Below are 25,782 nucleotides of genomic sequence, written 5' to 3'. Positions count from 1 at the left end.
ACGGCCTCGCGGGAATCATCCAGTTAACGGGGTGGGGGTTCTGAGGTCCCGGCACGGTTTTTTATGTGCGGCGTCGCCCCCCCGGCCCTGGGAGGCGACGCCGCCGTCGTCGTACGGCTCAGCGCAGGGCCGCCGCCACCAAGCCGTGGATCTCCTGTCCGCTCACGCTCCCGCCGTTCACCAGCCGGTCGAAGACCAATCCGTCCACGCAGGTCAGCAGGGTGACCGTCCGTTCCTCGACATCCGCCACCCCCCGTGCGGCCAGGAAATCCCGCACGGCCTGCCGGGCGAGGTTCTCGCGCGGCACCAGAATCTCGCACAGCTCCGGGTGGTGCACGCTCTCGATGGCGCACGCATAACGCGCGAGGGAGCGCCTCCGCCCCTCCCCCGCGAGCCTGTGCTCCGTGAAGGCCACGAGGCCCGCCGTCAGCTCGCTCGCGTTCCGCAGAGGCGGTGTCCTGCCGCCGATCTCCTCCAGTTCCGCCTGGTCGAGTGCCACCAGACGCCGGACGAGTGCGATGAGCAGTGCCTGGCGGGTGCGGTAGTAGGCAGAGGTGGTGCCGGACGGAAGGCCGGCCGCGCGGTCCACGGCACGGTGGGTCAGTCCGCGCATTCCGGCGTCGGCGAGCACGCCGATGGCCGCGTCGGCGAGGAGAGTACGTCGATCGATCGGCACCCCTTCTTTCTGCACATCTTCTTTCTACACCCCGCTTCTACACCTGTAGAGAGCCCGGGTACCCTCCTTCTACATCTGTAGAAGGAATGTGCTTGCGGAGGGGGTCGGCATGAGTGGGGCCGCGGTGGTGGTCGGGGGCGGCATCGGGGGGCTTGCCGCGGCGATCGGCCTGCGCCGGATCGGCTGGGAGGTGACGGTCCTCGAACGCGCCGCCACCCTGGCCGACGCGGGTGCGGGCATCTCCCTGCACGCCAACGGGCTCCGCGCGCTGGACGCGCTCGGCGTCGGCGCGGCGGTGCGTGCGGCGGCCCGGCCGCAGTACACCGGGGGCACCCGCACCCCCTCGGGCGGCCTGCTGGCACGCATGGACGGAGCCGCGCTCGCGCACGAGCTGGGCACGCCCGTCGTCGGCATCCCGCGAGCCACGCTGCACGCCCTGCTGCGCGCTGCGCTGCCTCCGGAGCACCTGCTCGTGGGCGTGTCCGTACCGTCGGTCGACCGCTCGGCTCCCGACCGGGTCGCGGTCCCGGCCGCCGAGGGGATCCTGGAAGCGGATCTGGTCGTCGCGGCCGACGGCGTGGGCAGCCGGCTCCGCGGCCAGGTGTTCCCGGACCATCCCGGCCCCGTCTACAGCGGCTCGACGGTCCTGCGCGCCATCACCGAGCATCCGATGGAGCTGAGCACCGACTTCGAGCTGACCTGGGGACAGGGCGCGGAGTTCGGGCACATCGCCTTCGCCGACGGGCGCGCCGAGTGGCACGCGGTGCTCAACTCCCCGGCCGGTGTGCGCCACGCGGACCCGCTCGGCGGGCTGCGCCACCGGTTCAGCGGATGGCACGAACCCATCCCGGCACTCCTGGAGGCGACCCGCCCCGAGGCCGTACTGCACCATGACATCCACGAGTTGGTGACTCCCCTGCCCACCTTCGTCGCCGACCGGATCGCGTTCCTCGGCGACGCGGCCCATGCCATGACCCCGCATCTCGGCCAGGGCGCCTGCCAGGCCCTGGAGGATGCCGCCACGCTGGCCGCGGCGCTGTCCGGCGCGCCCACGGTCGCATCGGCGCTGGCCCGGTACGACGCCGAGCGCCGCCCGCGCGCGCAGTCGGTGGCCCGAGCGGCCCGGCAGGCCGGCCGGATGGGCCAACAGCTGTCCCATCCGGTGGCCGTCGCCCTGCGCAACACCGCGCTGCGGCTCGCCCCGTCCCGGGCGACGGTCCGGAGCATCCTGCGACACGCCGACTGGCAGCCGCCGAGGCTGGGGTGAGCCGGGTGCTGCCGACTCCGCATGCCCCGAGCCGCTGCTCTCGGGCACTACGCAGTGCGGGCACGGTCCGGGGCTCACCCACCCGGTGAGCCGGTGACCGTTCCGGCGCCGATGCCGATGCCGTCAGCCGACCGTGGCGTCGGCCACGACCGCATGGATGTCCGCCGTGACCTTCGCGTCGGCCGCGTCCGTGTTGATCCCCAGAAGGAACGCCGTGCGTTCGCCGTCGACCGTCACCAGGGTCATCTCCAGGCGGGCGGTGCCGTCGTCACCGTTCCGGATGCGCAGGACGGCCGTCTGCGCGGGCCGGCCGTCGAGTTCGGTGGCGTGCGACTTCTCCAGGGTGGCCGGCCGGTCGGGGTAGAAGAACTCGGCGTTGGAGCGGGCGGCGCTCTCGGTCGCCCGGCCCAGCTCGGCGCGCGGCACGGGCCGACCGGCCCGGCCGGCCAGTACGGTGGCGCCGCCCGACGAGGAGGCGCCCGCGGTCCTGCTCATCTGCGAGGAGAAGGCGCCGATCAGATCCTTGTCCTTGGCCGAGTCGTGCTTCCAGCCGTCCGGCACGGCGTAGGAGAGTCCGGCGCGCGTGTCGGTGACCCGGGGACGGCCGGCCAGCGGGCCGTTCTCCGCACCCTCGGGCCACCAGACGGCGACCGCGCCGCACGCGGCGACGACGATCAGGGCCGCCGCGCCCACGAGCAGCCGGCGGCGCGGCCGTGACGGTGCGGGCCGCGGTGCGTGGGTCGGGTACGGAACCGGAGCGATCGGTGAGCGCGTTGTCATGCCCTCAGCTTTCATGATCTCCGGGGCGAGCGCCTGAGTCGTCGTACTCATCTGCCGTGCGCCGTCCCGCTATGCCCGTGGAGTCTCCCGCACCCCGGGCTCGGCGGATCCCACGGTTGCGCCGTCCCGCGGCACCTGCGGTGCCTCCCGCACCCCGAACTCGGCGGGTCCCACGGTGAGGATCCCGTCGGTCAGCGGACGGCAGCGGACTCCCCCGCCGCCGCGCAACGCCCGCTGGGCTCCGGGCCCCAGCGTGGTGTCCATCCACGCGCAGGGCCTGGCCGCTCTGCGTACCTCCAGGTCCACGGGCCCGGTGCCGCAGTCGAGAAAGACCGTCGCCCCGATGTACGCGTCGACGTCCACGCCGCGGAGCAGAACGTTGCGCCGCGTGTGCAGCAGACCGGCTTCGGCCGGGCTCTGCTTCGGCAGGCGTTCGACGGCCATGAGGGTGATCGACGCATTGCGGTGGGCGGGCCGGTTGAAGTAGCGGTCACCGACGATGCCCAGTCCCGCGCGGATCTCGGCCGTCGTCACCAGGTCGGCGCACGGCAGCTCGGGCGGGCCGTCGCCCGGACGACCGACGAGCCGGTGCACCGGAGAGACCAGCAACTCGACGATTTCCACGTGCAGCACGCCTCGATCCTAAGGGCTGCCCCGTAGTCCCCGACGGGCGCAGGACGCGACAGCTACGGCACCTCGCCGCGTTGTCGGATCGCCGGAATACGCCCAGTACGAGGACGACCCTCCGCCTCGCGATGCACCGCATCCGACGCCGCGCGCTGAGCAACCGGTGACTACGGGACAGCCCTCAGCCAGTGCTCCGCATGGCCTCACCGGCGGCACCGCCCCTGAGCAGGAGACGGCCGCTCACCCCGGCGGCCAGCAGGCCGGCCACCATGCCGATCAGGCTCAGTCCGGGCCCGGAGGACCAGTCGACGTGCGGGGCGCGCGCGGCCAGGACGACCGTCATGGCGAAGGCCGTGCCGGGCAGGGACAGCAGGGCGGGGCGGGTGCGGTCGAGGTCGTCCTCGGCGAGGGAGCCCAGCACCCCCACCCCGAGGGCGAGGGCCCAGACGCCGAGGGCCTGGGCGTCTGCGCGATCGGTCTGCCAGGGCACGAAGTCGGCCCAGAAGGCGGGGCGGAGCAGCAGTCCGGTGCCGATGCCCAGCCAGGACGAGCCGAGGACGGCGAGGGGCGGCTTCGACCAGCCGGGCAGCGGTGCGGTGCGCGGGACGGCAGGTCCGGACCGGCCGAGGAGTTGCCCGGCGAGGCAGATGACCGCCGCCACGCACAGCAGCCCCAGCACGAACAGCCAGCCGAGGCTGAACAGCACGGAGACGATCGGGCCGCCGTGAGCGAGGTACAGCCGGCCGGCGTTGACCAGGCTGACCGCGAAGAGACCGGCCAGGACCACGACGAGCGGCAGGACGAGAGTGCGGGCCTGCTCCCAGGTACGGGTGCGGGAGAGGCCGAACAGCGCCGGGGCGGTGCCCAGCATGCCCGCGCCGATCAGCCCCGGGTTCAGCGGGTCCGGCGAGGGCCAGGCGCCGAGGACATGCCCGGTGAGGGCGACGGCCGTGAGAGCGCCGCCGACGAGAAGGTTGATCACTGCGACCGCGGTGGCCAGGAGGGCGACCCCGGCCGACAGCGGCCTGCCCGATTCGGGTTCCGGCGCGGCGGTGCGGGCCGGTCCGGCGGATTCTGCCATGGGAGGGTTCCGTTTCCGGGGGGACGGGGACGGGGACGCGGACGGGGACGGGGACGCGCTGAGGACGGGACTCGGGGTGCTCCTTACGACACCGGAGTCGTCGGCCGCGCGACGGGCAGCGGCGCCGGTGCGGAGCGTCGGCGGACTTCACGGGCGTACATCAGGCGCAGGCTCACCACCTGGGTGGCACCGAAGGCGGTGAGCCCGCAGCCGATGGCGACGCCCGCCGTCAGCGCGGTGAACCGGTCGAGTCCCGGCGTGTGGGAGAAGACCACGACCGCCCCGGCCGACAGCACGGGCGCCAGGCACAGCCCGGTCAGATGGATCCGCCACTCCTCGCGGGCCCAGGGCCGGTCCTGCCGGGCGGCTCGCCGGGCGCCGAGGGCCATCACCGCGTGTGCCACGGCGTACGGCACCAGGTAGGCGGCCAGCAGCCGGCGCCCGGCCGTGCCGTACCCGGAGAACGCGTGCCCGAGCCAGCCCAGGGCGGCCGCCGCGGCCAGGTGTGCGGCGGCGGTCACGGGCAGCGGCGCCCAGGAGCGGCCGAGGCCCTCGACGGTGTCCCGGCGGTCCCGGGCGCGCGAGGCGAGCAGCGCGCCGAACACGACGAGGGACCCGAGGTGCATGATGGCCACCCGGTTGATCTCCGTCATCGGCAGCCCGGGCAGCACGGCCGGCAGGGCGCCCCACTCCAGCCGCAGCAGCGGCGCGGTGAGCAGAAAGCCGTAGCACAGGAGCATCCAGCGCTGGTGCAGGTCGGGGAAGCCGGCGACGGCCGCGAAGATGCCGAAGGTGACGCTCAGGACGGTGCCGACCAGGATCGTGGCGAGGACGATCCAGAAGGCGGCGCCGCTGAAGGCGTCCCGGGGCGCGGTCCGGGCGAGATAGAGACCGGCGCCGGCCATCGAGGCGTACACGGTGACCGCGAACAGGATCCCGAGGGCGCGGTGCAGACGGCTGCGTCGGCGCGCCGCGGTCAGCAGCTGTGCGGGGCCCAGCAGCATGAGCAGTCCGCCGAGGACGGAGTGCACGATCATCGGGACCAGGCTGTGCCGGTAGGGCGCGATGCGGGTCGCGAGGGCGTCGGCGACATAGCCGGGCGAGACCGCGTGCGCAAGGAGCGACTCCCCGAACGCGGGGGCGCCGGGGCGGGCGTAGGGCCACAGCTCGGTCATCGCGATGGGCGCGTAGCCCACGCACACGGCGGTCACGGTGACGGTGGCGACACGGCGCCAGGTGGTGTTCGTCCAAGGACGCACGGCGACTCCCTGCTCTCGGGCGGCCCCGGACCAACCGCCATAGTCTCTTCTGGACTATTGAAGGGTTACCGACGGTAGAGCCGGTTGTCGCGAAGGTCAACGGTCCGTCAGCCCGATGTACGGCCGACCACGGCCCGACGCACGGTCAACGGCCCGGTGCGCGTTCGCCCCGCTGCCGGACCCAGTCCCAGAAGTCCACCATCATCCGCTCGTAGCGGATACCGAACTCCAGCGCCTCCCGCTGGCCGGCGGTCAGCAACTCGCCCACGTCTTCTGCCAGTTGCTCGTACTCGCCCAAGGTGCCTTCGTGTTCGGCGAGCTGGACGGGGGCGAGCAGTTCCGGGCGGGCCCCGAACCACAGCTTCAGGATGCCGCGCTCACGGGCCTCCACGGGGACGAACTCGGGGTCGGCGAGCCACTGTCCCAGGGCTCGCCGCCCCTGGTCGGTCAGCGTCAGCACCCGGCGGTTGCGTCCGCTCTCCCGGCGCACCTGGATCAGCAGTCCGGCCGCCAGCAGGCGGTCGCACTGCGCGTACACCTGCGCGTGCGGCACCGACCAGAAGGGGGCGACGGTGCGGCCGGCTTCCACCTTCACGTCGTAGGCGCTGGCCTCGCCCAACTTGTCGATGATGCCGAGCACGAGGAAGGAGGAGGTGGTCAGCCGCGGGTCAGCCATGGAGCCGACCGTACCGTGAGCCAGGCGCGGAAGCCGACCGCGAGGCGGGGCCCCTGCGGCGAACGGATCGAATCGGCGCGAAGTCTGCCTGGCGGCGGCCCCGGTGACCGCCGGTGGCAGAATCCGGCCCATCCGATGATCACCCGAAGGGAAGCACGTGACCGTGGACCTGGCCGAGTTCGCCGAGCCGGACGCCGAACGCCCGCCCGCGCCCGTCCCCGTCGACTGGGCGGCCGTGGAGGAGTGGCTGGGGACGCGGCTGCCCGCGGACTACAAGCTGCTGGCCGACCGGTACGGGCCGGTGGACTTCGGGGAGTTCCTCTGGATCCATGTGCCGTGCGTGCAGCCGGGGAGGTTCGACTACGGCAAGTGGCTGTGGGCCACGCACCGGGAGGCCCGGATCGAGGCGCGGGGCCTGCCGGAGGACGAGCGGCCGTCGCTGCACCCGGCGCCGGGCGGGCTGCTGGCCTGGGGCTGCGGCCGGGGCGGTGACACACTGTTCTGGGACACCTCGGTGTCCGACGACCCCGACGAGTGGACGGTGGTCGTCACCCACCAGGGGCCCGTGCCCGGCAGCGGGTTGCTCCCCTGGCACCGGTACGACCTCACGCTCACCGGCTACCTGCGCCACACCGTCCGCGACACCTGGGAACTCCCCTCCCCGCCGGGCCCGTTGATGGGCCCCTTGCCCGGCACCTTCGCACGCACCGCCTTCCTGGACACCGCCGGGCGATGGACCCCGCCCGCGCCCGCCGCACCCCGGCTGACCGAGGCCGAGCGCCGGATCGCCCTGGAGACCGGTACGGGCCTGGACGCCCTGCGCCTGCTGACTCCCCCGCCGGCCGGACCACGCCTCGGCGACGGCAGCTGGGAGGGGCTGTTCGAGCAGTTGGGCACACCACTGCCCGCGGAGTATGTGCGGCTGATGGAGACCTACGGCAGCGGTTGCTGGAGCGGCTGGCTGCGCTTCCCGGAACCGCTGCGGACCACGGCACCGCGCTTCACCGCCTTCGTCGACGAGACGCTCGAGGCCTACGAGTCGCTGCGGTCCGGCCACCCGCAGTGGTATCCCCTCGCCACGTTCCCTTCGCCCGGCGGATTCCTGCCCTTCGCCGACTCCATCGACGGCGACTACCTGGGCTGGCTCACCGAGGGCGACCGGCCCGACGAGTGGCCCCTCGTGTTCTGGCCCCGGCATGCGGACCAGGGGCCGCCGTTGGAACTGGGGTTGATCGACACGCTCCTGGCCTGGCAGCGCGGCCGGCTCAGCACGATCGGCCTGTGTGTCCTGGACGAGGACGACGACCCCGTCGAGTTCGCCGCGTTCGAGGGCATCGAGGACATCGAGAGCTTCGAGGAGGGAGACGACTGACCCCTGGCGGCCGGCGGATGCCCCTCGCCCGGCATGATGATCGACATGACTCCCATCACCGGCCTCGATCTGACCGGCTTCACCGAACGCGAGCCCGGCGTGTGGACGGACACGGCGGGTGTCGTGCTGTCGGTCCACTTCTTTCCCCTCCGCCCCGATCTGCCCGCCCCGTTGCACGAATTCGACCGCTTGCGGACCGCACTCGCGGCGGGCGTGGGCGCGGCCGGCGGCGGGCTCATCGAGGCGGTGCCGGGAACCCTGCATGACGTTCCGGCGGTCCGTCAGCTGGTGAAAGTGCCGCGGCCGGGCGGACCGCACGGTCAGGTGTTCCTCGGCTCGTGGACCGTGCCGAAGGCGGGATGCAGCACCGTTCTCAAGGTGCAGGCCGCAGAGGGCGCGTTGACCGGTATGCGCGAGGCCACGGTGATGGCCCAGGTGGGGCCGGAGGCCTACTTCCGCCCCCACCCGTACTCCGCCGGCGGGCAGTTCGGCGGATTGCCGTGCCACGTGGGCGACGACGAGCAGTGGGACGCCCAGTTCCCCGACCACCCCCTCACTCTGGTGCGGGCAGCGCTGAACCGCATCACCCCGACGGTCACCCTCCACGAGCACTTCCGGCAGCTGCCCCCGTTCGCGGGCCCGTCGTTCTAGAGCGCGCGTCCGCTCACACAGCACGGCTGCACCCGCTGCACGGCTGCACGGCTGCACCGACAGGCGGCAAGGGGGACATCGCCCGACCCGCCCGTCACCTCATGTGGCGTGCGTCACACGGTAGTTGCTCATATTCCGCAGCTCTCCCAACGGTCTCCCGGGTGCCGCACCGCCGACCGAGGAAGTGCTCCGTGAAGACCTCAGGAACGAGACCGACCGCCCGCCGACTGACCGCGCTCGCCTGCGTCGCCGCGGCCACCCTCGCGGGCTGCTCCGCCTCGGACCACGGGTCCGCGCCCGACCGTCCCGCCGGCCAGGTCCGACGGGCGCCGGGCGACGCGGAGGGCACGCTTCACCTGGCGGAGCAGCTGCTCATCAAGAGGTGCATGGAGAAGCAGGGATACAAGTACTGGATCGAGGACCGCGAGCCCGACGACTCGTCGCACCGCTTCCCCTACGTCATGGACGACGTGCGCTGGGCCACGACGCACGGCTACGGCAACGACCTGCATCGTAAGCGTGCGGCGGAGGTCGTGCGGGATCCCAACCAGCGGTACTTCCGGTCGCAGCCGGCCGACCGCAGAACCGTGCTGCTGAGCGCCATCAACGGGCCCCGGCCGAGCGGACTCACCGCCCGACTGCCGACCGGTCAGCTGGTCACGCACAGCGACCAGGGGTGTGTCGCCGACGCGGAACGGCGGCTGTACCAGGACCTGTCGTCCTGGTTCCGGGCCACCCGTGTCACCAGCAGCCTGGCCGGGCTGCGCATCGGCCTCGTGTTGCAGGACAAGCGGTACCGGGCGGCCACCGGGGCGTGGGCGCACTGCATGCGCGGCAAGGGCTACTCCTACGGCAGCCCGGCCGAGGCGCGCACCGCCGCCACCGCACCGGAACGGGAATGGCCGCACGGCAAGGAGGTCCGCCAGGCCACCGCCGAGGCGACCTGCGCCCAGTCCACGGGGCTGGCCTCCACGGCCAAGTCACTCGACGCCAAGTACCGCTCCCAGCTGGCCCGGCGCCACCCCAGGGAGACCGCCGACCGTGCGCGCCTGGCCCGCGAGGCGCTGCCCCGCGCCCGCGAGGTCATCGCGCGCGCCGGCTGAGCCCCGGCCTCTCCACACCGACCACCGCGGCCGGCGAGCCGCGGCGCACCACCCCACCCATCACAGAACGAGGGAGACCCATGTCCATCAAGCGTGCCTTCACCGTCGCCGCCGCTGCCGCGGCCCTCACCGTGCTCGTCGCCCCGCTGTCCAGCGCCAGTGCGGCGGAGTCGGGCGGGCAGCCGGCCAAGGCGCCCCGCCTCGCGGCCGCCGACGGGCGTCTGCACGTGTACACCCAGCCGAACGGCGGCGGGAACACCTGCTCCTGGCTGGGCAACGCCGACAGCTGGGGCTCGTGCCGCAACCTGGTCTCCGACATCTGGAACAACGGCTACGCGGGCGGCAACGACGCCGTCGACCTGTACTGGGGTCTCAACGCCACAGGCGCGCACGCCTGCATCAGCCAGGGTGACCGCTGGCCCGACCTCACCACCGGCCGGTACCACTTCACCTACGACTCCGGGAAGCCGGGCTTCGGCGACAGCCTCAACAACAACGTCTCCTCGCACCGCTGGGTCGACTACTGCAGCCAGGGCTGACGACCGGCACCCGCGAGCCCCGGCGCCCACCGAGCGGGCGCCGGGGCTCGCGGCCGACCCGACGACCCGCCCGTGCCGGACCGTTCGGCTGCGCATCCCGCCGGTCCGGAGACGTTCGCCGGAGCCGCCTCACCCCCGCCACCGGCCGAGGCCGCCACGGGAGTCACCGCGATACGATCACACGCGTGACGGCACCGGAACCGACCATCCTCGCCACGTCCGGAGGGCACCGGGTGGGCGGACGCACCAGATTGCTCTTCGACGCGCTGGTCCACCACGCGGTCGACCTCTCCGGCGTCCACGGCAGGCGCCCCCGGATCCTGTACGTCGGCACCGCCGTCGGGGACGCGGAACACGTCACGGCGCGAGTCTCCGAGGCGGCCCGGGTGGCGGGCTTCGACCTCACCCCGCTGCAGCTGTTCCCCATGCCGAACATCGACGACATCGAGGGCACGGTCCTCGGGCACGACGTGGTCTGGGTGATGGGCGGCTCGGTGGCCAATCTCCTCGCCGTGTGGCGGGTGCACGACCTGGACGCCGTCATGCGCCGTGCCTGGCAGGCGGGCGTGGTGCTCGCCGGAGTGAGCGCGGGCTCCATCTGCTGGTTCCGGGGCGGCACGACGGACTCCTTCGGACCCGAGCTGCGCCCGGTCACCAACGGCCTCGGCCTGCTGCCGTACGGCAACGGCGTGCACTACGACTCCGACACGGGCCGGCGCCCGCTCATCCACCGCCTGGTCGCGGACGGCACCCTCCCGACGACCCACTGCACCGACGACGGGGTCGGCCTGGTCTACCGGGGCACCCGACTGGTCGAAGCCGTGGCGGAACTGCCCGGCAAGGGTGCGTACATGGTCTCCCGGCAGGGCGAGCGCACGGTGGAGGAGCGCATCGAGCCGCGGCTGCTGCCGACTCCGGCGTTCTGAGACGGGGCTGCGGCCGCATCGGGGCATTATCATGCATGCGTTCGACTACGGCTGCTGCCCCGAACCCGGGCGCACAACGGTCAACTCTTGACTCTCGGGGGACTCATGTTCATACGCTCTGCCGTCATCGCCCTGTCGGGCGGGCTGGTCCTGTCCGCCCTCGCCGTCACGACCGCCGACGCCGACGCCGGCCAGGGCGACACCCAGATCGTCCGGGTCGTCGTCAACGGCGGCAAGCCGGTCGTGGTCGGCGCCACCGGAACGAAGAAGTTCACGCTCAGCATCACCGCGAGCGACAACTCGGGAATCAAGGACGCCTACGGGTGGGTCTATCACGGCTCGTTCGACAACCCCGACGGCCACGCGGGGCCCGGATCCGACACTCCGATGTCCTGCTCCCCCGCCCCCGGCAGCGAAACCACCTCCGTCTGCACCACCGACATCACGATCGGCCCCCGTACGCCCCACACCAACTCCACCGCCGGCACCTGGCACGTCTGGACCTCCGTGGACGCCTACGACTTCGACTTCATCCAGAAGGACAGCGCGGGCACCTTCTCGATGAAGCGTGCCGCCAAGCTGTCCGCAGACGCCTCCCCCGAGCCGGTGGCCGCGGGCAAGACCATCACTGTCAAGGGTGCGCTGACCCGCGCCAACTGGGACAACGGCACCTACGGCGGCTACGCGGGCCAGGCCGTCAAACTGCAGTTCCGCAAGGCCGGCACCACCGCGTACAGCACCATGAAGACGGTGACCAGCGGAGCCGGCGGCGCGCTGAAGACCACGGCCAAGGCCACCGTGGACGGCTACTGGCGCTGGAGCTTCGCGGGGACGGGCACGACCGGACCGGCCGACGCCACCGGTGACTACGTCGACGTCACCGGGGGCTGACCTGCCGGGCACCGGACCGCGAAGGCGGCCGACGGCTGCCGGGTGAGCAGCCGGGACGGGCGACCTGAGTACGCGCGCTCAGGCCCCGCCCGCCGGCGGCTCCTACCGTGGCGTCCTGACGGGGCGACACGGTCGAGGCGGGCATCATGAACACCGGTGTGTACGGAGCGAGCGTCACCGGACCGGGACGGTGGCCCACCGCCTACCTGGTCGTGGTCGGCCTGCCGGCCGGATGCGGAGCGCTGCTGAACGCGTTCGCCTTCTACATCTCGATCTTCGCCACGGACAACTGCTCGGCGCAGAACCCCGCGTTCCGCTGCACGGGCAACGGAATGCCGGCGATGTGGGGTCTGCCGTGGGCGGGAGTGGCCTGCGCGGTGGGGGCCACCCTCGCCGTCGCGGCCCGGTGGCGCGGGGGCCGGCTGTGGTGCGGACTGCCGGTCGGGGCTCTCCTGTACGCGGCCGGGCCGGCGGCGACATGGCGCGTGATGACGTCGTGAACGGCGCCACCGGCAACGGCTTCGGGTGAACCGGCCGATGGTCCGACAGGCTGTGGGGAGGGTGCCACGGTTCGACCCGGGCAACGGCTTCGGCGTGATCCATCACCCGCACGAGGACGCCGAGGCCGGACAGCGTGTGCTCATCACCCCCGAGGTCTTCGAGTTCTGCAGGTTACCGCCGCCCAAGGGGACGGCGACCCCGAGCCGACCGGCTTTCGAGCGCTGCGGCACGGACCGCGGTCAGCGGGATCCCGGCCGTACTCCAGGACGCGCGCGCGTCCTCTCGCCAGACATTAGTTACACGTGTAACATCCAGCCAGCACGAGACCCGAGCAGTCGCTCCGGCTGAACACGGAAGGCCCCGGACATGACCTCAACCGCGCCCGCCCCGATCGACACGGGCTGGCCACCGCCCCCGTTCCTCGCTCCCGTCCCGCCCCTCGTCGACACCGATGGCGTACGGCGCTTCCACGGCGTGACCTACGCCCGGACACCGGGCTATCGCCCGCGCCTGCTGGACGTGCACGTACCGGCCGCACAGGGAGCCGTGGCGGCGGTCGTCTGGATCCACGGAGGGGGCTGGCTGGAGGGCGACCGGCGCTATCCGCCGCCGACCGTGCCCGTGGAGCTGCTGCACGGAGCGGTCCTCGGCGCGGGCCTGGCCCTGGTGAGCGTCGACTACCGGCACAGCCTCGAAGCGCCCTTCCCCGCCCAGTTGCACGACGTCAAGGCGGCCATCCGGTACGTACGGCGGCACTCCGGTCACTTCGGCATCGCCCCGGAGCGGATCGGCGTCTGGGGCGAGTCGGCGGGCGGCCACCTGGCGGCACTCGCGGGACTGGTCCGCACGCACGCCCATGGAGCTTCCCTCGAAGGACGGGAGGGCGTGCCGGACGAGGACAGCAGTGTGCGGGCGGTGGTCGACTGGTACGGCGTCTCGGAGATCGAGTCGCTGCTCTCGCAGCCCACCCTGCCGCCCGTTCCGGGCGGGCCGCCGTACCCCGATCCACTGCCGGCCCTGCTCGGCGGAACGGAGGAGGACCGTCGGGAACGGGCCCGCGTCGCAAGTCCGGTGACGTATGCGGCAGGAGCGACCCCGCCACCGTTCCTGCTGATCCACGGCCGGGACGACCGGGTGGTCCCGTTCAGCCAGAGCGAGGTGCTGGCCCGGGCACTCACGCGTACCGGCACCGACGTGACGCTGCGCGCCGTCGAAGGAGCCGACCACATCTTCCTGGGATCCGCCGAAGTGCCCGCCGTGGTCGCGGAGAGCGTCGACTTCCTGCGGCGTCACCTGACCGCCTGACCCGTCGTCACCGTCCGGCCGGCGGTATGCCGAATGCCGCGCCGGGCGGTCAGGCGGACCGGCGGCGCACGAGGGCGGGCTCGATGCCGGGCAGGGGTTCGGCGGCGCCGTTCCCCATCAGTGCGTGCACCACCCGGGCGACCTGCGCGGCCGAGGGCGGATCCAGCCGGTTCGTCGTCAGGGCCGGCCGCTGCGGGGCAGCGGTCACCAGGTCGTCACAGCCGACGACGGAGTCGTCTGCGGGGGGCGTCGATCCCCACGTCCTGCAGGGCGCGCAGCAGCAGCGCTGCATATTCGTCGTTGTAGGCGAAGACGCCGTCCGGTTCGGGGGTTGATGCTGGTGGGCTCGCGTCTTCGACTGTCGCCGGTTCTCGGTCCGATCCAGCGCGTCGGTGACGCTGTGTGGTGGTCGGCGTCCGTTCGGGGAACGCTCTCGACGACGTGGGCGGCGCTGCTTAGGATCATGGGCACGGCATCGCGTGTCGGTCACCGGCCGGGTGAGGCATGGAGGTGCCCGTGAGATTGCCTTGCGGAGGCATTCCACACATGTCAGTCGAGTTGAATCACACCATCATCCATGCCCGGGACAACCGTAAGTCGGCCGATTTCCTGGCGCACATCCTGGGGCTTGAGGTCGGGATCGAGTGGGGCCCGTTCATTCCCGTGGCCACCGGCAACGGGGTCACCCTGGACTTCGCCGCCATCCCGGCGGAGTCGATCGTCATGCAGCACTACGCGTTCCTCATTTCTGACGAGGAGTTCGACGCGGCCTTCGCGCGTATCCGGCAGGCCGGGATCACGTACTACGCCGATCCGCATCTGAAGCAGCCTGGAGAGATCAACCACCACCACGGTGGGCGCGGCCTGTACTTCATGGATCCGGCCGGGCACGGCATGGAGATCATCACGCGGCCCTATGGCAGCCACGAGCAGACACCGACGGCTTCGTGAGGCAGTGGCAGGCCAGGGCACGGAGTGACCTGGCCTGCCACTCCGTGGCGTAGTTCAACTGCCCTGAGTTTCCTGCGGAATCCAGTCTCCGTGGTGACCGGGTGTGGTCGCCGGGGGTGTATCGGCTCCAGGTCCCACCGGTCTCTCCGAGGAGCCGGCCGGTGGTCTTGTCGTGGTAGCCGAGAGCGTCCGCGGCGACGGGGGCGGGCAGTTCAAGGAGTTGTTGCCGGATGGCGGCGCCGTGCTGCTGCGGCGCCGGGACCCGGCCTCGTAGTCCGGCCAGGTGCCGGCCTCGTGCCTGCGGTGGCGGCAGCGGCAGCACTCGGCCATGTACCAGCGTTCGTGCTGTTCGTCGGTGACGTAGGTGCGGGTCATGCGTCGGGCAGAATGCGGACGGCGCGGGGCCGCAGCTTCGCGGCGTTCGCGGCCGGGGCGGGCAGGTCGCCGGTTTCGGTCTTGCGGACTCCGGCGTTCTCGGCGGTGGTGGCCACCAGGCATGTGTGGGAGCTGCGCAAGCAGGCACAGGCAGCTCTACCAGCGCTACCAGGACGTCATGGAGGATCAGATCGGCGCCCTGGGCCTGGTCCTCGACCACGCCCCGGTGCTCTTCACCACGAGCTACATGGACGCCGCGGTGAACCAGCTGCGCGCGAACGGCTTTGATGTCCGCGGCGAGGACGTCGCCCGCCTCTCGCAGTTCGTACGGCATCACATCAACATGCACGGCCGCTACTCGTTCCAGCTCCGCGACCTGCCCGGCGGCCTGCGCCCGTTACGGGACCCGCACGCCGCCGACGAGGAGTGACAGGCCCTGGTCGGCGCGGTCGGACAGGAGGACCCGGTGCAGCCAGCCCGCTGTCCGGCTGCCCTCGGGCAGCCGGTCGGTCGCGCCGGTACTGCCGGCTGACCTGCCGCGTCTGACGATGGTGCGAAGGCGGCCGGCTCCCGCGTTCTGGCATACCGCAGCTGCTCAGCGCAGGACGGCCGCCAGCAGGTCTGTGCCCAGCGTCGTCGTCTCGGGCAGGTTGAGGGTGTAGTGGACGTAGCGCCCGTGCCGCCGGGTTGAGAGCAGGCCCGCGCGGCGCAGGACGGCGAGGTGGCGGGAGACCTCCGGGGCCGAGAGTTCCCAGGCGTGGGCCAGCTCGCCAGTGGTGTGCGGGCCGCGGGCCAGGGTACGCAGCAGCCGCAGTCGTACCGGATGTGCGAGTGCCTCCAACCGGAGGGTGACCGTTTCCAGCGACACCGACTCTGACGGACTCGGCTCGGCCACGGGGTACTGCACCACCGGCTGCCATCCAGGCGCGTGGACCACCACCAGGTGCGGGCGGCCGAAGTCACTGGGGATGAAGGTGACCCCGGTGCCGTGGGCGGCGGTCGCGTTGTCCTGCAGCTTGTCCACGACGATGCAGTCGCCGTCCGGTGCCAGGGTGACCGCGCCGGAGACCGAGGCGAGTGCCGCCCCGATGCCCTGGCGCTTCAGCAGGTCGTTCTTCAGACGCAGGTCGGTGGCCAGTTGCACGGCGACGCCTGTCCAGGCGGCGTCGAAGAACGCCTCGGCGCACTGTTCGAGGGTGTGACGCACACGCGCCCGCACCGCGGCCGGGTCCGCGAGCAGCCGCTCCGCGAATGCCTCTTGGAGTGTGCCGCGGGCCTGGGCCAGTTCCAGGGCACGCTCGCGCGCGGTCGCGTCGGCGAGCGGCGACGGCGCAGCGAAGAGGACCCGGTTGCTGCCGCACGTGGTGGTGAGCGCGGCGGTCACATAGGTCTCGTCGTCGATCCGGTCCACATCGTCCAACTCCTCGGCGAGGGTCTGCCGAGGCCGGGCGGGGACCAGGAAATCGGCTCGTGAGGAACGCCAGAGGAACTCCGCCTCCCTGAGCCGCTCGGCCAGCTCATGCGGCAGCCCGGCCCAGACGTCCCCGGCCCAGACGGCCAGCCGCGGGTGATGCCCGGGTTCGGCCAGGACGTGCAACATCGCGGTCAGCTCGGCCAGCGGGGAGGCGGCGAACCTCAGTCGCTCGGCCGGTAGCCCGGTGATGTCGATGCGCAGCGTCATCCCCCTATCATCGCTGGTCGGACGGCCGGCGACGGCGTCGGTTGACGATGTCCGTCAACCGGCGTGCCGCATCCGGCGGCCCGACACAACCGTTGGCGCCATGGCAACCACCACCAGCATCCGTCCCCGCGCCCTCCTACGTGCCTCCGGAGGCCCCCGCTACGCCGTCGCCCTGGCCGTCGACGCGCTCGGCACCGGCCTGCTACGGCCCTTTCTGCTGCTCTACGGGGTGACGGTGCTCAGGCTGTCCGCGCCGGTCACCGGCACCGCAATGACAGCCGGCGTCGTCGCGGGTCTGGTGTGCATGCCCACGGTGGGCCGATGGCTGGACCGGGGCGCACGCAGCACCGTCGTGGCTGCGTCGATGCTGGTGCGGGTGCTGGGCGTGGCGCTGCTGCTGGCCACCCCGGCAGGGAACGTCTGGCTGTTCGCGACAGCGGCGCTCTTCCTCGGCATCGGCAACCAGGCATGGCCTGCCGCCCACGCCGCCCTCGTGGCCACGGTCGCCCACGGCCGGGAACGCGACGCCGCCCTCGCGGGGAGCCGCGCGCTGCGCAACGCCGGCCTGGGCGCCGGTGCACTCCTCGCCACCGCATGCCTGGCGGGCGGCACCACCGCATTGCAGGCGCTGGCAGTCGTCACCGGGTTCGCCTACCTCGCCGCGGCGGCCTTGGCGTGGTCGGTCCACGTGCACGCTCATCCGTCCGTTGCCGCGGACAAGGACAGGGACGACGAGCCCGCACCCCGGATGCGCGCGCTGCTGGCCGCCAACGTGATCTACGTCTTCTGCCTCAACGTCCCCGAAATCGCGCTCCCTCTGGTCCTGGTGACGCAGATGCACGCCTCCCCGGTGTGGTCGGCGGCCATCTTTGTGGCCAACACGGTGCTGGTGGTCACCCTGCAGGTTCCGGTCACCGTCCTGATGTCCCGCTTCCCCCGCCGGTCCGTGCTGGCCATCGCCGGCGTGGTGCTCACCGCGTCCTACCTCGGCTTCCTCGCGGCCACCTCCCTGGGACACGGCTGGGGTGCCCCGGCCGTCGCCGCGGTGTCCGTGGTCTGCACCCTCGGCGAGATCATCTATGCAGGCAGCGCCACCGCGCTCGTCACCGCCCTCGCCCCGGCCCATGGCCTGGGACGCGCCCTCGCCCGCTTCCAGCTCTCCACGGGCTTCGGCCTCGCCGCCTCCCCAGCGGTCATCACCGCTCTCGCACCCCACGGCCCAGCTGCCCTCTGGGGCAGCCTCGCCGCCGCGACGCTCCTCTCCGCCTCCGCCGTCGCCCACCCGAGCACGGCCGTTGGCGATCACCGTGTCGGCCGGACGGGCCGGTGACGCACCGGCGTTCACCTCAAGAAGCCGCTCCGATGGCCGATCCTGCGGACCCGTGCCGGACGCGACAAAGTAAGCCCCTGCTGCTGGAACTACAACCGCACGACCGGACGACCGGACAACGGAAGTACAGGGGTGCGGGAAAGCCCCGTCTCCGAACCCGCGCACACCCCATCACCTCCTTGAGCCTGTCGTTCGACGTCCCTGCGCCGAAGGTGGCCCAACTCGGCCTTGTCAACCCTTAAGTGCCAGGTCACACACCCTCTCAGAGATTGGCGAGGGTCTGGATCCCGCGCGATGCGGCGTGATCAAATAGGGGATGGCATCGTTCTGGACCGGAAAACGGGTGCGCCTGCGCGGTATCGAGCCCGACGACTGGACCTCGGCAGAGCGAGGTGGGTGCAGCAGGTCTCCCAACCGCTCCTCGTCCTCAGCGAAGCGACTGAACGCCCGAACGAATTGCGAGACGCGACGAGAATGTTTTCGACCAGTGCAAATGCCGGGCAACAGGCGGTCGTTGTGTGCGGGACGACGTCGCCGTGTCCAGCAGGGCAATGATCGGAACCCCTATCCAGGGCGTCTTGGACCGCAGACGTCGCTGACCTACGGGAGCAGCCTCATCAGTGGAACGCACTGGCGCCAGGCTGTTCGAGGAACACCATCAGATCGTGATCGCCGTAGGCGGTGCCGAGGATCTCGTGCGGACCCTGGGAGTGCCCCGGTGACTCTCCGGTCACCCGTGCGGGAGGTCGGGTGCACGACGATCAGCGCGCCGCTCACGCTCTCCAGCGTGCCCCTGGCCCGCCCGGCGAGCCCGCAGCGGTCAGAGGCTGTCGCCGCGGTAGTAAAAGCGGCACGTCACACCGGGGTCCGGCGTGCGCAGTTCGCCCTGCTCTGCGACAGCCAGGCACCAATGCCAGCCGATGCCGAAGGTGTCTGCCTCCAGTCCTGCAACGACTGCTCACCGAGACCTCTTGCACTGACCGCCCGCAGAAGCCTGGGCGCTACCCACCAACAGCGGAAAGAGGACTCTCCTGCCGTATGTGTGGGTCAGTCTGTCGTGAGTTGGCCTCCGGGAAGGACGGGGCCCGGCGCCGCGCACTGCCGCACCGCCGTGAGGGAGCGGACGGAGTTCCGCGTCAGCCCCGGCCGAGGACGCAGAACTCGTTGCCCGCCGGGTCGGCCAGGACGACCCAGGAGACATCACCCTGACCCACGTCGGCCCGCGTCGCGCCGAGGCCTTCGAGCCGGGCGACCTCCCTCGCCTGATCCTCGACGGGGTCGGACATCAGGTCGAGATGGATGCGGTTCCCTACGACCTCGTCGTCGGGCGTGCGGCGGAACTCCAGGTACGGCCCGACGCCCTTGACGGAGCGCAGCAGGGCGCGGTCGTCGGTCAGCTCGTGGACGGTCCAGTCGATCGCCTCGCCCCAGAACCGGACCATGGCCCGCGGGTCGGCGCAGTCCACGACCACGGCGGCTATCGGCCCGGTGTCCCCGTAGAGCTCCCGGGGCTCCAGGACGCTGAACACGTTGCCTTCCGGGTCGGCCATCACCGTCGACGGCGCGTCACCCTGGCCCACATCGACGAGCGTCGCCCCGAGCTCCTTCAGACGCGCGACCAACTCCGCCTGATGGGCGTCGGAGGTGGTGGCGAGCTCGATGTGCACGCGGTACTTCACCGTCTCCGGGTCCGGGACGCGGACGAGATCGATGCAGACGGCGGACGGGTCCGGCCAGTCGAAGCCCACGGGTTCCAGGTTGGTGACGCCGGGCCCTTCGCTGGAAGACCCCCAGCCGAGCGCTTCCGCCCAGAACTGGCCGAGCGCCGAGTCGTCCCGGGCCTTGAAGTTCACCTGAACAAGGTGCAGCGTCATGCCGCATACCCTAGGTGATCCCCCATCAGGCAATCGTGCGGAATTCAGCGCGACGCCGACCCTGACAGTGACCACCTCCACCGCCTGAGCTGCCCCTCTCTCCGACGAAATGGGCACCTCCCCCGAAAGCGCAGTCGTTGAGCACCGCTCACTTCACGCTCTCATCGCCGTGACCAGTCGATCTCTGGACGACCGCCGGGCCTGCTGGCGTCAGTCCCAGGCTCCTGGCCAACGGTCCACTCGGATGAGGCGTGGCCCTTCGGCGGGGGCTGGGAACTCGGGGTCGGGCGCTGTGGCGACCGGCTCGGACTGTGTGGCCCGTGCGGTCGCCGTCGTGGCCAGGTAGGAGTGGGCGGCCTCCAAGGCATGAGTGATCTCGCGCGTTCCTGTAGACACGCACGGGGTGTAGGCGAGGTCCTGCAGGTGCGGGCTCGGCTCTGCGGCTCCGGTGAGCGTCTCCTCGACGACGAGTGTCTCGTAGCCCTTGACCCAGCTGGCGCAATGTGACTGGAAGGGACATCAACACCAGTGCACACTCCTCGGTTCGGGGGAACGGTGTCACATCGCGGCCCGGCCGCGCCGGCGCTGTCCCAGCGCCTCGTCGCGTACGCGGGCGCATCCTTGCCCGGATCAGGGCCGGGCGCTGTTGCGGGCGGCGTTGGCACAGCGGGCGGCGAGCTGGGCGAACGCGTCGTTGAGTTCGCGTGGGCCGACGACTTCGATGGTGGTGTCGAAACGGCCGAGGATGCTGGCCAGGCCGGTCCATGACCAGGAGCCGAGGGTGAGGCGGCATCGGTCGGGGCATAGTGCTTCGACAGTGCCGTCCTGGGCGAAGGGGGCGACGGCGGTGGCGGGGAGGTCGAGGATGACTTCGCCCTGGCAGGGCCAGTCGGTGCGGGTGCCGTCGTTGCCGCGGAACCGGCTGGTGATGAAGGCGGAGACGTCGCCTCCGGGGATTTCGCGCGGGGTGAAGCGAGGGCCGGTGGGGGTGCGGGGACGGATCCGGTCGACGCGGAAGGTCCGCCAGTCCTCGCGGTCCAGGTCCCAGGCCACGAGGTACCAGCGGCCGCGCCACGTGATCAGGTGGTGGGGGTGCGTCCGGCGGGGGTCTTCACCGGTGGCGGCGCGGTCGTGCCCGTAGTCGAAGCGGAGCTCGACGTGGGTGTGGATGACGTTGCTCAGCTCCACGAGGGTCTGGGAGTCGACCGGCGCGGCGCTGTCGTTCTCCGGCGGTCGCAGGGCAGTGACGCGGAGCAGGTCGATCCGGTGGCGCAGGCGCGGAGGCATGACCTGGCGGATGGTGGCCAGGGCGCGAACTGCGTCCTCGCCGATCGTGGTGCTGGTGGCGGCGCTCTGCAGAGCGAGGGCCAGGGCGACGGCCTGGTCGTCGTCGAACAGCAGCGGTGGCAGATGGGCGCCCGCATCCAGCCGGTAGCCGCCGGCTGGTCCTTTGCAGGTCAGGATCGGGTATCCGAGTTCCCGCAGCCGTTCGATGTCGCGGCGCACCGTGCGCGGGGTGATGTCGAGGCGCTCGGCAAGGTCGTCGCCGGACCAGTCACGGCGTGTCTGGAGCAGTGAGAGCAGCGCGAGCAGCCGCGTTCTATTGCGACCCCGCATATGGGTTCTGCGACGCCCCCGGAACACGTGGCCGGATCCACGACGCCCAGGTGCACCGGTTGTTGGGCCGATGGTTCCTCAGGTGGAGAACGAAGAGGATCGCCAGGGCGCACGGGTGGGCGGAGGTGCCCGCGGGCCACACTCCTTGGCTGGTGGAGCACCTGCTCGACCACCCGCTGCGGGCCCCGGCCCAGTGGGCACTGCCCGGTCCGTCACCGCTGAGCGGAGACGTGGATCCGTACCGGGGCATCCTGATCTGCGACGGTCCCATGAGCCCGCGCTGCGGCACACGGCCGGCGCAGGGGATCTCCCGGGAGCGCAGCGACCGGCCGGCGAGAGCGCTCGGCACCTGGGTGGCCGGCTGAGCGCTCCCGACGGAGCGTCAGCCGGTGGCGAGAGCCTTCACCCGGTCCACGGCACCGTTGAACCTGTCATGGTCCCCGACCGTGGGCCCGGAGGAGGTGTACTGCCACATCGTCTGCGTCGACCAGCCGGCCGGCAGTGTCCCCACCGCCGAGGCGTACCGGGCGATCCAGAGGGGGTTGGTCGTGCCGAAGCCCGCGTAGTTGCCGGTGCAGGCCGTCCACCAGCTGGTGGCGGTGTAGATGACGGCGTCGCGGCCCGTACGCTTCTTGTAGCGGTTCAGGAAATCGCGGACCCAGGTGACCATGCCGCTCTTGGACTTGCCGTAGCAGTCGTCACCGTACGGGTTCCACTCGATGTCGAGCGCGCCGGGCAGGGTCTTGCCGTCCTTGGACCAGCCGCCGCCGTGGTCGACGAAGTAGTCGGCCTGGGCGGCGCCACCCGTGCTGTCCGGCGTCGCGAAGTGGTAGGCGCCGCGGATCATGCCGGTGTCGTAGGCGCCGTTGTACTGCTGGGCGAAGGAGGGATTCTTGTAGTACGTCCCCTCCGTGGCCTTGGTGTATGCCCATCTGACGCCGCTGCTCCACAGCGTCGACCAGGCGACGTTGCCCTGGTAGCTGGCGACGTCCACGCCTTCGGTCTGGGTCACCCGAGGGACCGACACGGTGTCGTCGTCGACGGTGTCCACGCCGTCGTGGGTGAGCACACCGATGCCCATGTAGGCGCTGCCGCGCATGGGCAGGGACCGGGAATCGGCCGGCGCGGGCGCGGCCGCGGGGATCGACAGGGTCAGCAGGAGGCCGGTCAGGACGCCGGTGAAGAACCGGCGTGAGCGGCGGCGGTGCAGTGCCATTTGCCTTGTCACGGAATCCATCTGACCCTCGGTTGGGCCGCGCCGCACTCCGGGTTCCGCCCGACGAAGCCATTGCGGGCGGGTATTTAGGCCATGCGAGTGGCTCGGCGGCCGTGCCCGCATGATCGTGGGCGGCGCCCGGAGCGGCGCCGCCCACGACCCGGCCGGTCCGAGGTCAGCCGTCGATGCGGTGCTGGGTCCAGAAGGAGGTCAGGTCCGTGCTCGTGGCGGCCTGGGCGGCCGCCTTGAATTCGGTTGTGGTCGAAATGCCGTACCAGTGCGCGGACGCATAGTCCTTGAGCAGCTTGGCCATGGGGCTGTCACCGAGGACGCGCCGCAGGTCGTGCAGGGCGCACTTGCCGTAGCCGTAGACCACGGTGGAGTAGCGGGAGGAGTGCGCGTCCCAGTAGGCCATGGAGTTGGTGATCTTCTCCGCGCTGGAGGCCCAGGAGACGCTGCTCCAGCAGCTGCTGCCGGTCTTGCCGAGGGCCAGGTCGGTGGCGTAGTCGGTGAAGGCCTCGTCCAGCCACGGGCTGTTGTACTCGTCGTCGCCGACGATGCCGTACCACCACTGGTGGCCGATCTCATGGGTGAGCGCCGTGGTGCTGACCACGTCGAGCACGAAGCCGGGGTACTCCATGCCGCCGAACCAGTAGTTGTTGTCGATGACCGCGTCCAGTTCGCCGTACGGGTAGGCGCCGAAGCGTGCCGCGTGGGCGTCCACAGCGGTCTTCGCGGTGCTGAGCATCGACTGGGCGCTGGAGGAACTGATACCCGAGACGGAGTAGACGTTCACCGGGACGCCGGCGGACGAGGTGCCGGAGATCTTGCTGAAGGGCCCGGCGGCCCAGGCGAAGTCACGGACCTTGGAGGCGGTGGCGGTGGTGACGGTCCGGCCGCTGGAGCCGGGGGTGTCGGTGGAGGTGCCGGTGGCCGGGACCAGCAGGGTGCTGGGGTGGTCGAGGGTCACCTTGAAGTCGGCGGCCAGGGAGTAGAACGACTCGCCGTTGTTGGTGTAAGGGTCCAGGTGCCAGCCCGCGCTGTCGCGGACCGCGAGGACGGGCAGTGCGTTGCCGATGAAGCTGAAGGCGCCGTCGTGGCCGAACCGGTCGGCGCCGCTGGGCACGGTGATGCCCAGGTCGAAACCGACGGTGGCCGTCTGCCCCTGGTTCAGGGGTGCCGGCAGGGTGATCTTCAGGGCGGTGCAGTTCACGGAGAGGTCGCCCGCCGTGCCGCCGGTGACGTTGGTGACCGTGATGGGCATCGCCGAGCAGGTGCCGTGGTAGTTGTCCCACAGCCGCAGATACACCTCGCTGAGCGGGGTGGCGGAGGCATTGGTGAAGGACGCGCTCTCGTGCCCGTTCCAGACGGTGCCGCTCGTGTCGCTGCTGAGACTGACGGTGTAGGAGGGCGCGGCGGGGGTGCGGGTCGAGTCCGCGGGCGGCGGGGTGGTGCCGCCGGAGGTGTCGAGGGCGATGTCGTCCAGCACGAAGCTCGTCTGGAGGCTGGAGTCCTCGGTTCCGGTGAAGGCCAGGTTCACGGTCTGGCCCGCGAACGACGACACGTCGAACGACTTCTGCACGTACCCCGAGTTCTTGTCGAGGTTCGAGTAGGTCGCCAGCGTGGTGCTGCCGATCTTGGCCGTCAGCTTGTCGTAGGCGGTGGACGAGGTCCGCTCGGTGGTGTCGATGTGCAGCCAGAAGGTGAGGGTGGCGGTGCTGCAACCGCTCGGGATCGTGACGCTCTGCGCGAGCGTGTCGGTGTGCGTACTGCCGACACCGTCCAGCCAGGCGAAGGAGGAGCCGCCGTGGGCGCTCTGGCCGGTGCGGCTGGTGATCACGCTGGACGAGGACTGGGTCCAGGGCGAGGAACCGCTTTCGAAACCGCCGTTGGTGACCGCCTGCGCCGGAGTGCAGTCGGCGGCCACCGGTTGCTGGGCCGGCTGGGCGGCGGCGGGGGTGACGGGGAGGGAGAGGGCCACCAGCGCGGCGACGGTGAGCGCACCGGCGCCGAGGGTCCTGTGGGGGGTCGATCTCACACGCTACTCCTTTGCGACGGCCGGGATTCCGGCCTGCTCGATGACCGGCCGGCCGGCTGGGGTGCGCCGGGGGGCGGCCGCGGGGTTGGGGTTGCGCGATCGCTGTACGGAGAGGTGCGCCGCGCCCTCATGGGGTCAGGGCGAGGACTGCCGAAAGAGTGACAGATTTGACCAGGGCATGCCAGAAGGCTCGGGAAAGTGGGTGTCGGTGCTCCTGATGCCGCGATGGGGTGCGGTGGGGTTCAGGACCGCGAGGCCGAAAGGGCCAAGCAGCCACCGGGTCGAGGAAGCCCGCTGCGGCAGTCACGACGAGGAGCGCCTACGGAAGCGGATCGGGGCGGCCAATTCATCGGCGCATCGGCTCACCCGGCATGGGCGTTGGCGTCCAGGTCCATGAAGACCGCCCGGACACGCGTCTCACCCGGTCCCCGCCAGCCGCCCGCGACATGGCCGAGCGCTCCCTGCGGAGGCAGCGGCGGGTTCTGGGGCACGGGCTTCAGGACGCGGTGGATGTGGAGGGTCGTGCCGTGCGGTGCGGGCAGGTGGGTGCCGTGCTCGTCGTCGGTGGGCCCAGGGGTGAGGTCCTGCGGGGAGAACGGCTCGCCCGTGTAGGAGCGGGTCACCTCACGGTCGGGTGTGCCGGTGACGCTCTGGGCCATCGGCTGCGCCCTGCCCTCGATCAGGGACAGCAGTTCGGTGACCAGGACCGGGTCGTGGCAGCCGTCGTAGGCCCAGCGTTTGCCCAGCACGCCGTGCTCCATCGTGCCGATGAGCGCGTGTTCCGCCCCCTCCAGCGGAGCACCCCGATAGGTGAGCGGGATCAGGTAGGCGGTCGGCTCGGGGGTGGAGCTGTCGGTGGCCACCATGAACTCGATCCCGACCTCGCCCGCCGGGTCGTCCAGCCGGAAGCCGCCGGGCTTGGCGAGCACGGGGGCGTCCGCACCGCCGCGGTACCAGGGCCGGGTGGGCAGCCAGGTCGTGAGGAGTTCCAGCTTGGTCGGCTTGAGGGTGGTGTGGTGGATGACGGCCATGCCGGTTGTGCTCCT

The 25,782-nt window shown here is 71.5% G+C and carries 25 protein-coding genes and 3 pseudogenes; 13 read left to right on the top strand and 15 right to left on the bottom strand.

What is annotated here, in order from left to right:
- Window positions 1–118: 118 nt before the first annotated feature.
- On the bottom strand, window positions 119–676 hold the full coding sequence (locus ACIRU3_RS18870; protein WP_404057493.1) for a TetR/AcrR family transcriptional regulator: 558 nt from the start codon (window positions 674–676) through the stop codon (window positions 119–121).
- 109 nt (window positions 677–785) lie between these two features.
- Between ACIRU3_RS18870 and ACIRU3_RS18865 the strand changes: the two genes are divergently transcribed.
- A complete protein-coding gene (locus ACIRU3_RS18865; RefSeq protein WP_404057491.1) occupies window positions 786–1,943 on the top strand; it encodes an FAD-dependent monooxygenase in 1,158 nt (385 codons plus the stop codon).
- 123 nt (window positions 1,944–2,066) lie between these two features.
- On the opposite strand, the gene ACIRU3_RS18860 is transcribed toward ACIRU3_RS18865, so the two are convergent.
- The 5 genes from ACIRU3_RS18860 to ACIRU3_RS18840 all read right to left on the bottom strand — a co-directional run bounded on the left by ACIRU3_RS18860 (window position 2,067) and on the right by ACIRU3_RS18840 (window position 6,366).
- On the bottom strand, window positions 2,067–2,774 hold the full coding sequence (locus tag ACIRU3_RS18860; protein ID WP_404057489.1) for a hypothetical protein: 708 nt from the start codon (window positions 2,772–2,774) through the stop codon (window positions 2,067–2,069).
- Between the two features lie 18 nt (window positions 2,775–2,792).
- Window positions 2,793–3,356, bottom strand: a complete 564-nt coding sequence (locus ACIRU3_RS18855; RefSeq protein WP_404057487.1) for a molybdenum cofactor biosysynthesis protein — start codon at window positions 3,354–3,356, stop codon at window positions 2,793–2,795.
- A gap of 175 nt (window positions 3,357–3,531) precedes the next feature.
- Window positions 3,532–4,431, bottom strand: coding sequence for a hypothetical protein (locus tag ACIRU3_RS18850; protein ID WP_404057485.1), 900 nt, complete (start codon window positions 4,429–4,431; stop codon window positions 3,532–3,534).
- 83 nt (window positions 4,432–4,514) lie between these two features.
- Entirely contained in the window at window positions 4,515–5,690 is a 1,176-nt protein-coding gene (locus tag ACIRU3_RS18845; protein WP_404057483.1) for a DUF2306 domain-containing protein, read from the bottom strand.
- A 145-nt stretch (window positions 5,691–5,835) separates the two neighbouring features.
- Complete coding sequence (locus tag ACIRU3_RS18840; RefSeq protein WP_404057481.1) at window positions 5,836–6,366, bottom strand: PadR family transcriptional regulator; 531 nt, start codon at window positions 6,364–6,366, stop codon at window positions 5,836–5,838.
- Between the two features lie 157 nt (window positions 6,367–6,523).
- Between ACIRU3_RS18840 and ACIRU3_RS18835 the strand changes: the two genes are divergently transcribed.
- From ACIRU3_RS18835 to ACIRU3_RS18800, 8 genes are all read left to right on the top strand, one after another.
- Window positions 6,524–7,738 carry an SMI1/KNR4 family protein gene (locus ACIRU3_RS18835; RefSeq protein ID WP_404057479.1) on the top strand — a complete coding sequence of 405 codons (1,215 nt, stop codon included), beginning with the start codon at window positions 6,524–6,526 and terminating at the stop codon, window positions 7,736–7,738.
- A 45-nt stretch (window positions 7,739–7,783) separates the two neighbouring features.
- Window positions 7,784–8,389: a hypothetical protein gene (locus ACIRU3_RS18830; protein WP_404057477.1), complete on the top strand. Its 606-nt coding sequence runs from the start codon at window positions 7,784–7,786 to the stop codon at window positions 8,387–8,389.
- Window positions 8,390–8,580: 191 nt separating this feature from the next.
- Entirely contained in the window at window positions 8,581–9,492 is a 912-nt protein-coding gene (locus tag ACIRU3_RS18825) for a hypothetical protein (protein ID WP_404057475.1), read from the top strand.
- Window positions 9,493–9,572: 80 nt separating this feature from the next.
- Entirely contained in the window at window positions 9,573–10,031 is a 459-nt protein-coding gene (locus ACIRU3_RS18820; protein ID WP_404057473.1) for a hypothetical protein, read from the top strand.
- A 185-nt stretch (window positions 10,032–10,216) separates the two neighbouring features.
- Entirely contained in the window at window positions 10,217–10,957 is a 741-nt protein-coding gene (locus ACIRU3_RS18815) for a Type 1 glutamine amidotransferase-like domain-containing protein (RefSeq protein WP_404057471.1), read from the top strand.
- 105 nt (window positions 10,958–11,062) lie between these two features.
- Window positions 11,063–11,848, top strand: coding sequence for a calcium-binding protein (locus ACIRU3_RS18810; RefSeq protein ID WP_404057469.1), 786 nt, complete (start codon window positions 11,063–11,065; stop codon window positions 11,846–11,848).
- Between the two features lie 146 nt (window positions 11,849–11,994).
- Window positions 11,995–12,348 carry a hypothetical protein gene (locus ACIRU3_RS18805; protein ID WP_404057467.1) on the top strand — a complete coding sequence of 118 codons (354 nt, stop codon included), beginning with the start codon at window positions 11,995–11,997 and terminating at the stop codon, window positions 12,346–12,348.
- Window positions 12,349–12,715: 367 nt separating this feature from the next.
- A complete protein-coding gene (locus ACIRU3_RS18800) occupies window positions 12,716–13,654 on the top strand; it encodes an alpha/beta hydrolase fold domain-containing protein (RefSeq protein WP_404057465.1) in 939 nt (312 codons plus the stop codon).
- Between the two features lie 49 nt (window positions 13,655–13,703).
- Here ACIRU3_RS18800 and ACIRU3_RS18795 read toward each other — a convergent pair whose 3' ends face one another.
- Together ACIRU3_RS18795 and ACIRU3_RS18790 are read right to left on the bottom strand one after the other, a co-directional pair.
- Complete coding sequence (locus ACIRU3_RS18795) at window positions 13,704–13,862, bottom strand: hypothetical protein (protein WP_404057463.1); 159 nt, start codon at window positions 13,860–13,862, stop codon at window positions 13,704–13,706.
- A 7-nt stretch (window positions 13,863–13,869) separates the two neighbouring features.
- A pseudogene (locus tag ACIRU3_RS18790) lies at window positions 13,870–14,019 on the bottom strand (hypothetical protein); the annotation flags it as partial.
- Window positions 14,020–14,200: 181 nt separating this feature from the next.
- On the opposite strand from ACIRU3_RS18790, the gene ACIRU3_RS18785 reads away from it, so the two are divergent.
- Together ACIRU3_RS18785 and ACIRU3_RS18780 are read left to right on the top strand one after the other, a co-directional pair.
- Window positions 14,201–14,605, top strand: coding sequence for a VOC family protein (locus tag ACIRU3_RS18785; protein ID WP_404057908.1), 405 nt, complete (start codon window positions 14,201–14,203; stop codon window positions 14,603–14,605).
- A 517-nt stretch (window positions 14,606–15,122) separates the two neighbouring features.
- Window positions 15,123–15,410, top strand: a pseudogene (locus ACIRU3_RS18780) (Tn3 family transposase); the annotation flags it as partial.
- A gap of 165 nt (window positions 15,411–15,575) precedes the next feature.
- Here the strand turns inward: ACIRU3_RS18780 and ACIRU3_RS18775 are convergent.
- Entirely contained in the window at window positions 15,576–16,661 is a 1,086-nt protein-coding gene (locus ACIRU3_RS18775; protein ID WP_404057461.1) for a DUF5937 family protein, read from the bottom strand.
- Window positions 16,662–16,761: 100 nt separating this feature from the next.
- On the opposite strand from ACIRU3_RS18775, the gene ACIRU3_RS18770 reads away from it, so the two are divergent.
- Window positions 16,762–17,991 (top strand): MFS transporter, encoded by a 1,230-nt coding sequence (locus ACIRU3_RS18770; RefSeq protein WP_404057459.1) that lies wholly within the window; start codon window positions 16,762–16,764, stop codon window positions 17,989–17,991.
- A gap of 1,136 nt (window positions 17,992–19,127) precedes the next feature.
- Here the strand turns inward: ACIRU3_RS18770 and ACIRU3_RS18765 are convergent.
- The 3 genes and pseudogenes from ACIRU3_RS18765 to ACIRU3_RS18755 form a co-directional block, all read right to left on the bottom strand.
- Window positions 19,128–19,865, bottom strand: a complete 738-nt coding sequence (locus ACIRU3_RS18765; protein WP_404057457.1) for a VOC family protein — start codon at window positions 19,863–19,865, stop codon at window positions 19,128–19,130.
- A 210-nt stretch (window positions 19,866–20,075) separates the two neighbouring features.
- Window positions 20,076–20,306, bottom strand: a pseudogene (locus ACIRU3_RS18760) (DUF5133 domain-containing protein); the annotation flags it as partial.
- 189 nt (window positions 20,307–20,495) lie between these two features.
- Window positions 20,496–21,482, bottom strand: coding sequence for a helix-turn-helix transcriptional regulator (locus ACIRU3_RS18755; protein ID WP_404057456.1), 987 nt, complete (start codon window positions 21,480–21,482; stop codon window positions 20,496–20,498).
- Between the two features lie 125 nt (window positions 21,483–21,607).
- Between ACIRU3_RS18755 and ACIRU3_RS18750 the strand changes: the two genes are divergently transcribed.
- Complete coding sequence (locus ACIRU3_RS18750; protein WP_404057454.1) at window positions 21,608–21,847, top strand: hypothetical protein; 240 nt, start codon at window positions 21,608–21,610, stop codon at window positions 21,845–21,847.
- 17 nt (window positions 21,848–21,864) lie between these two features.
- Here the strand turns inward: ACIRU3_RS18750 and ACIRU3_RS18745 are convergent, their stop codons facing one another.
- The 3 genes from ACIRU3_RS18745 to ACIRU3_RS18735 form a co-directional block, all read right to left on the bottom strand.
- On the bottom strand, window positions 21,865–22,698 hold the full coding sequence (locus tag ACIRU3_RS18745; RefSeq protein WP_404057906.1) for a lysozyme: 834 nt from the start codon (window positions 22,696–22,698) through the stop codon (window positions 21,865–21,867).
- Window positions 22,699–22,873: 175 nt separating this feature from the next.
- Complete coding sequence (locus ACIRU3_RS18740; RefSeq protein ID WP_404057452.1) at window positions 22,874–24,736, bottom strand: M1 family aminopeptidase; 1,863 nt, start codon at window positions 24,734–24,736, stop codon at window positions 22,874–22,876.
- Window positions 24,737–25,098: 362 nt separating this feature from the next.
- Window positions 25,099–25,767: a 1,4-alpha-glucan branching protein gene (locus ACIRU3_RS18735; protein ID WP_404057450.1), complete on the bottom strand. Its 669-nt coding sequence runs from the start codon at window positions 25,765–25,767 to the stop codon at window positions 25,099–25,101.
- Window positions 25,768–25,782 lie beyond the last annotated feature (15 nt).

This window comes from Streptomyces sp. NPDC101151 (genome assembly GCF_044768335.1).
GTDB lineage: Bacteria > Actinomycetota > Actinomycetes > Streptomycetales > Streptomycetaceae > Streptomyces.
Note: the sequence above shows the minus strand (reverse complement) of the source record. Positions and strands in the feature narration are given on the sequence as shown.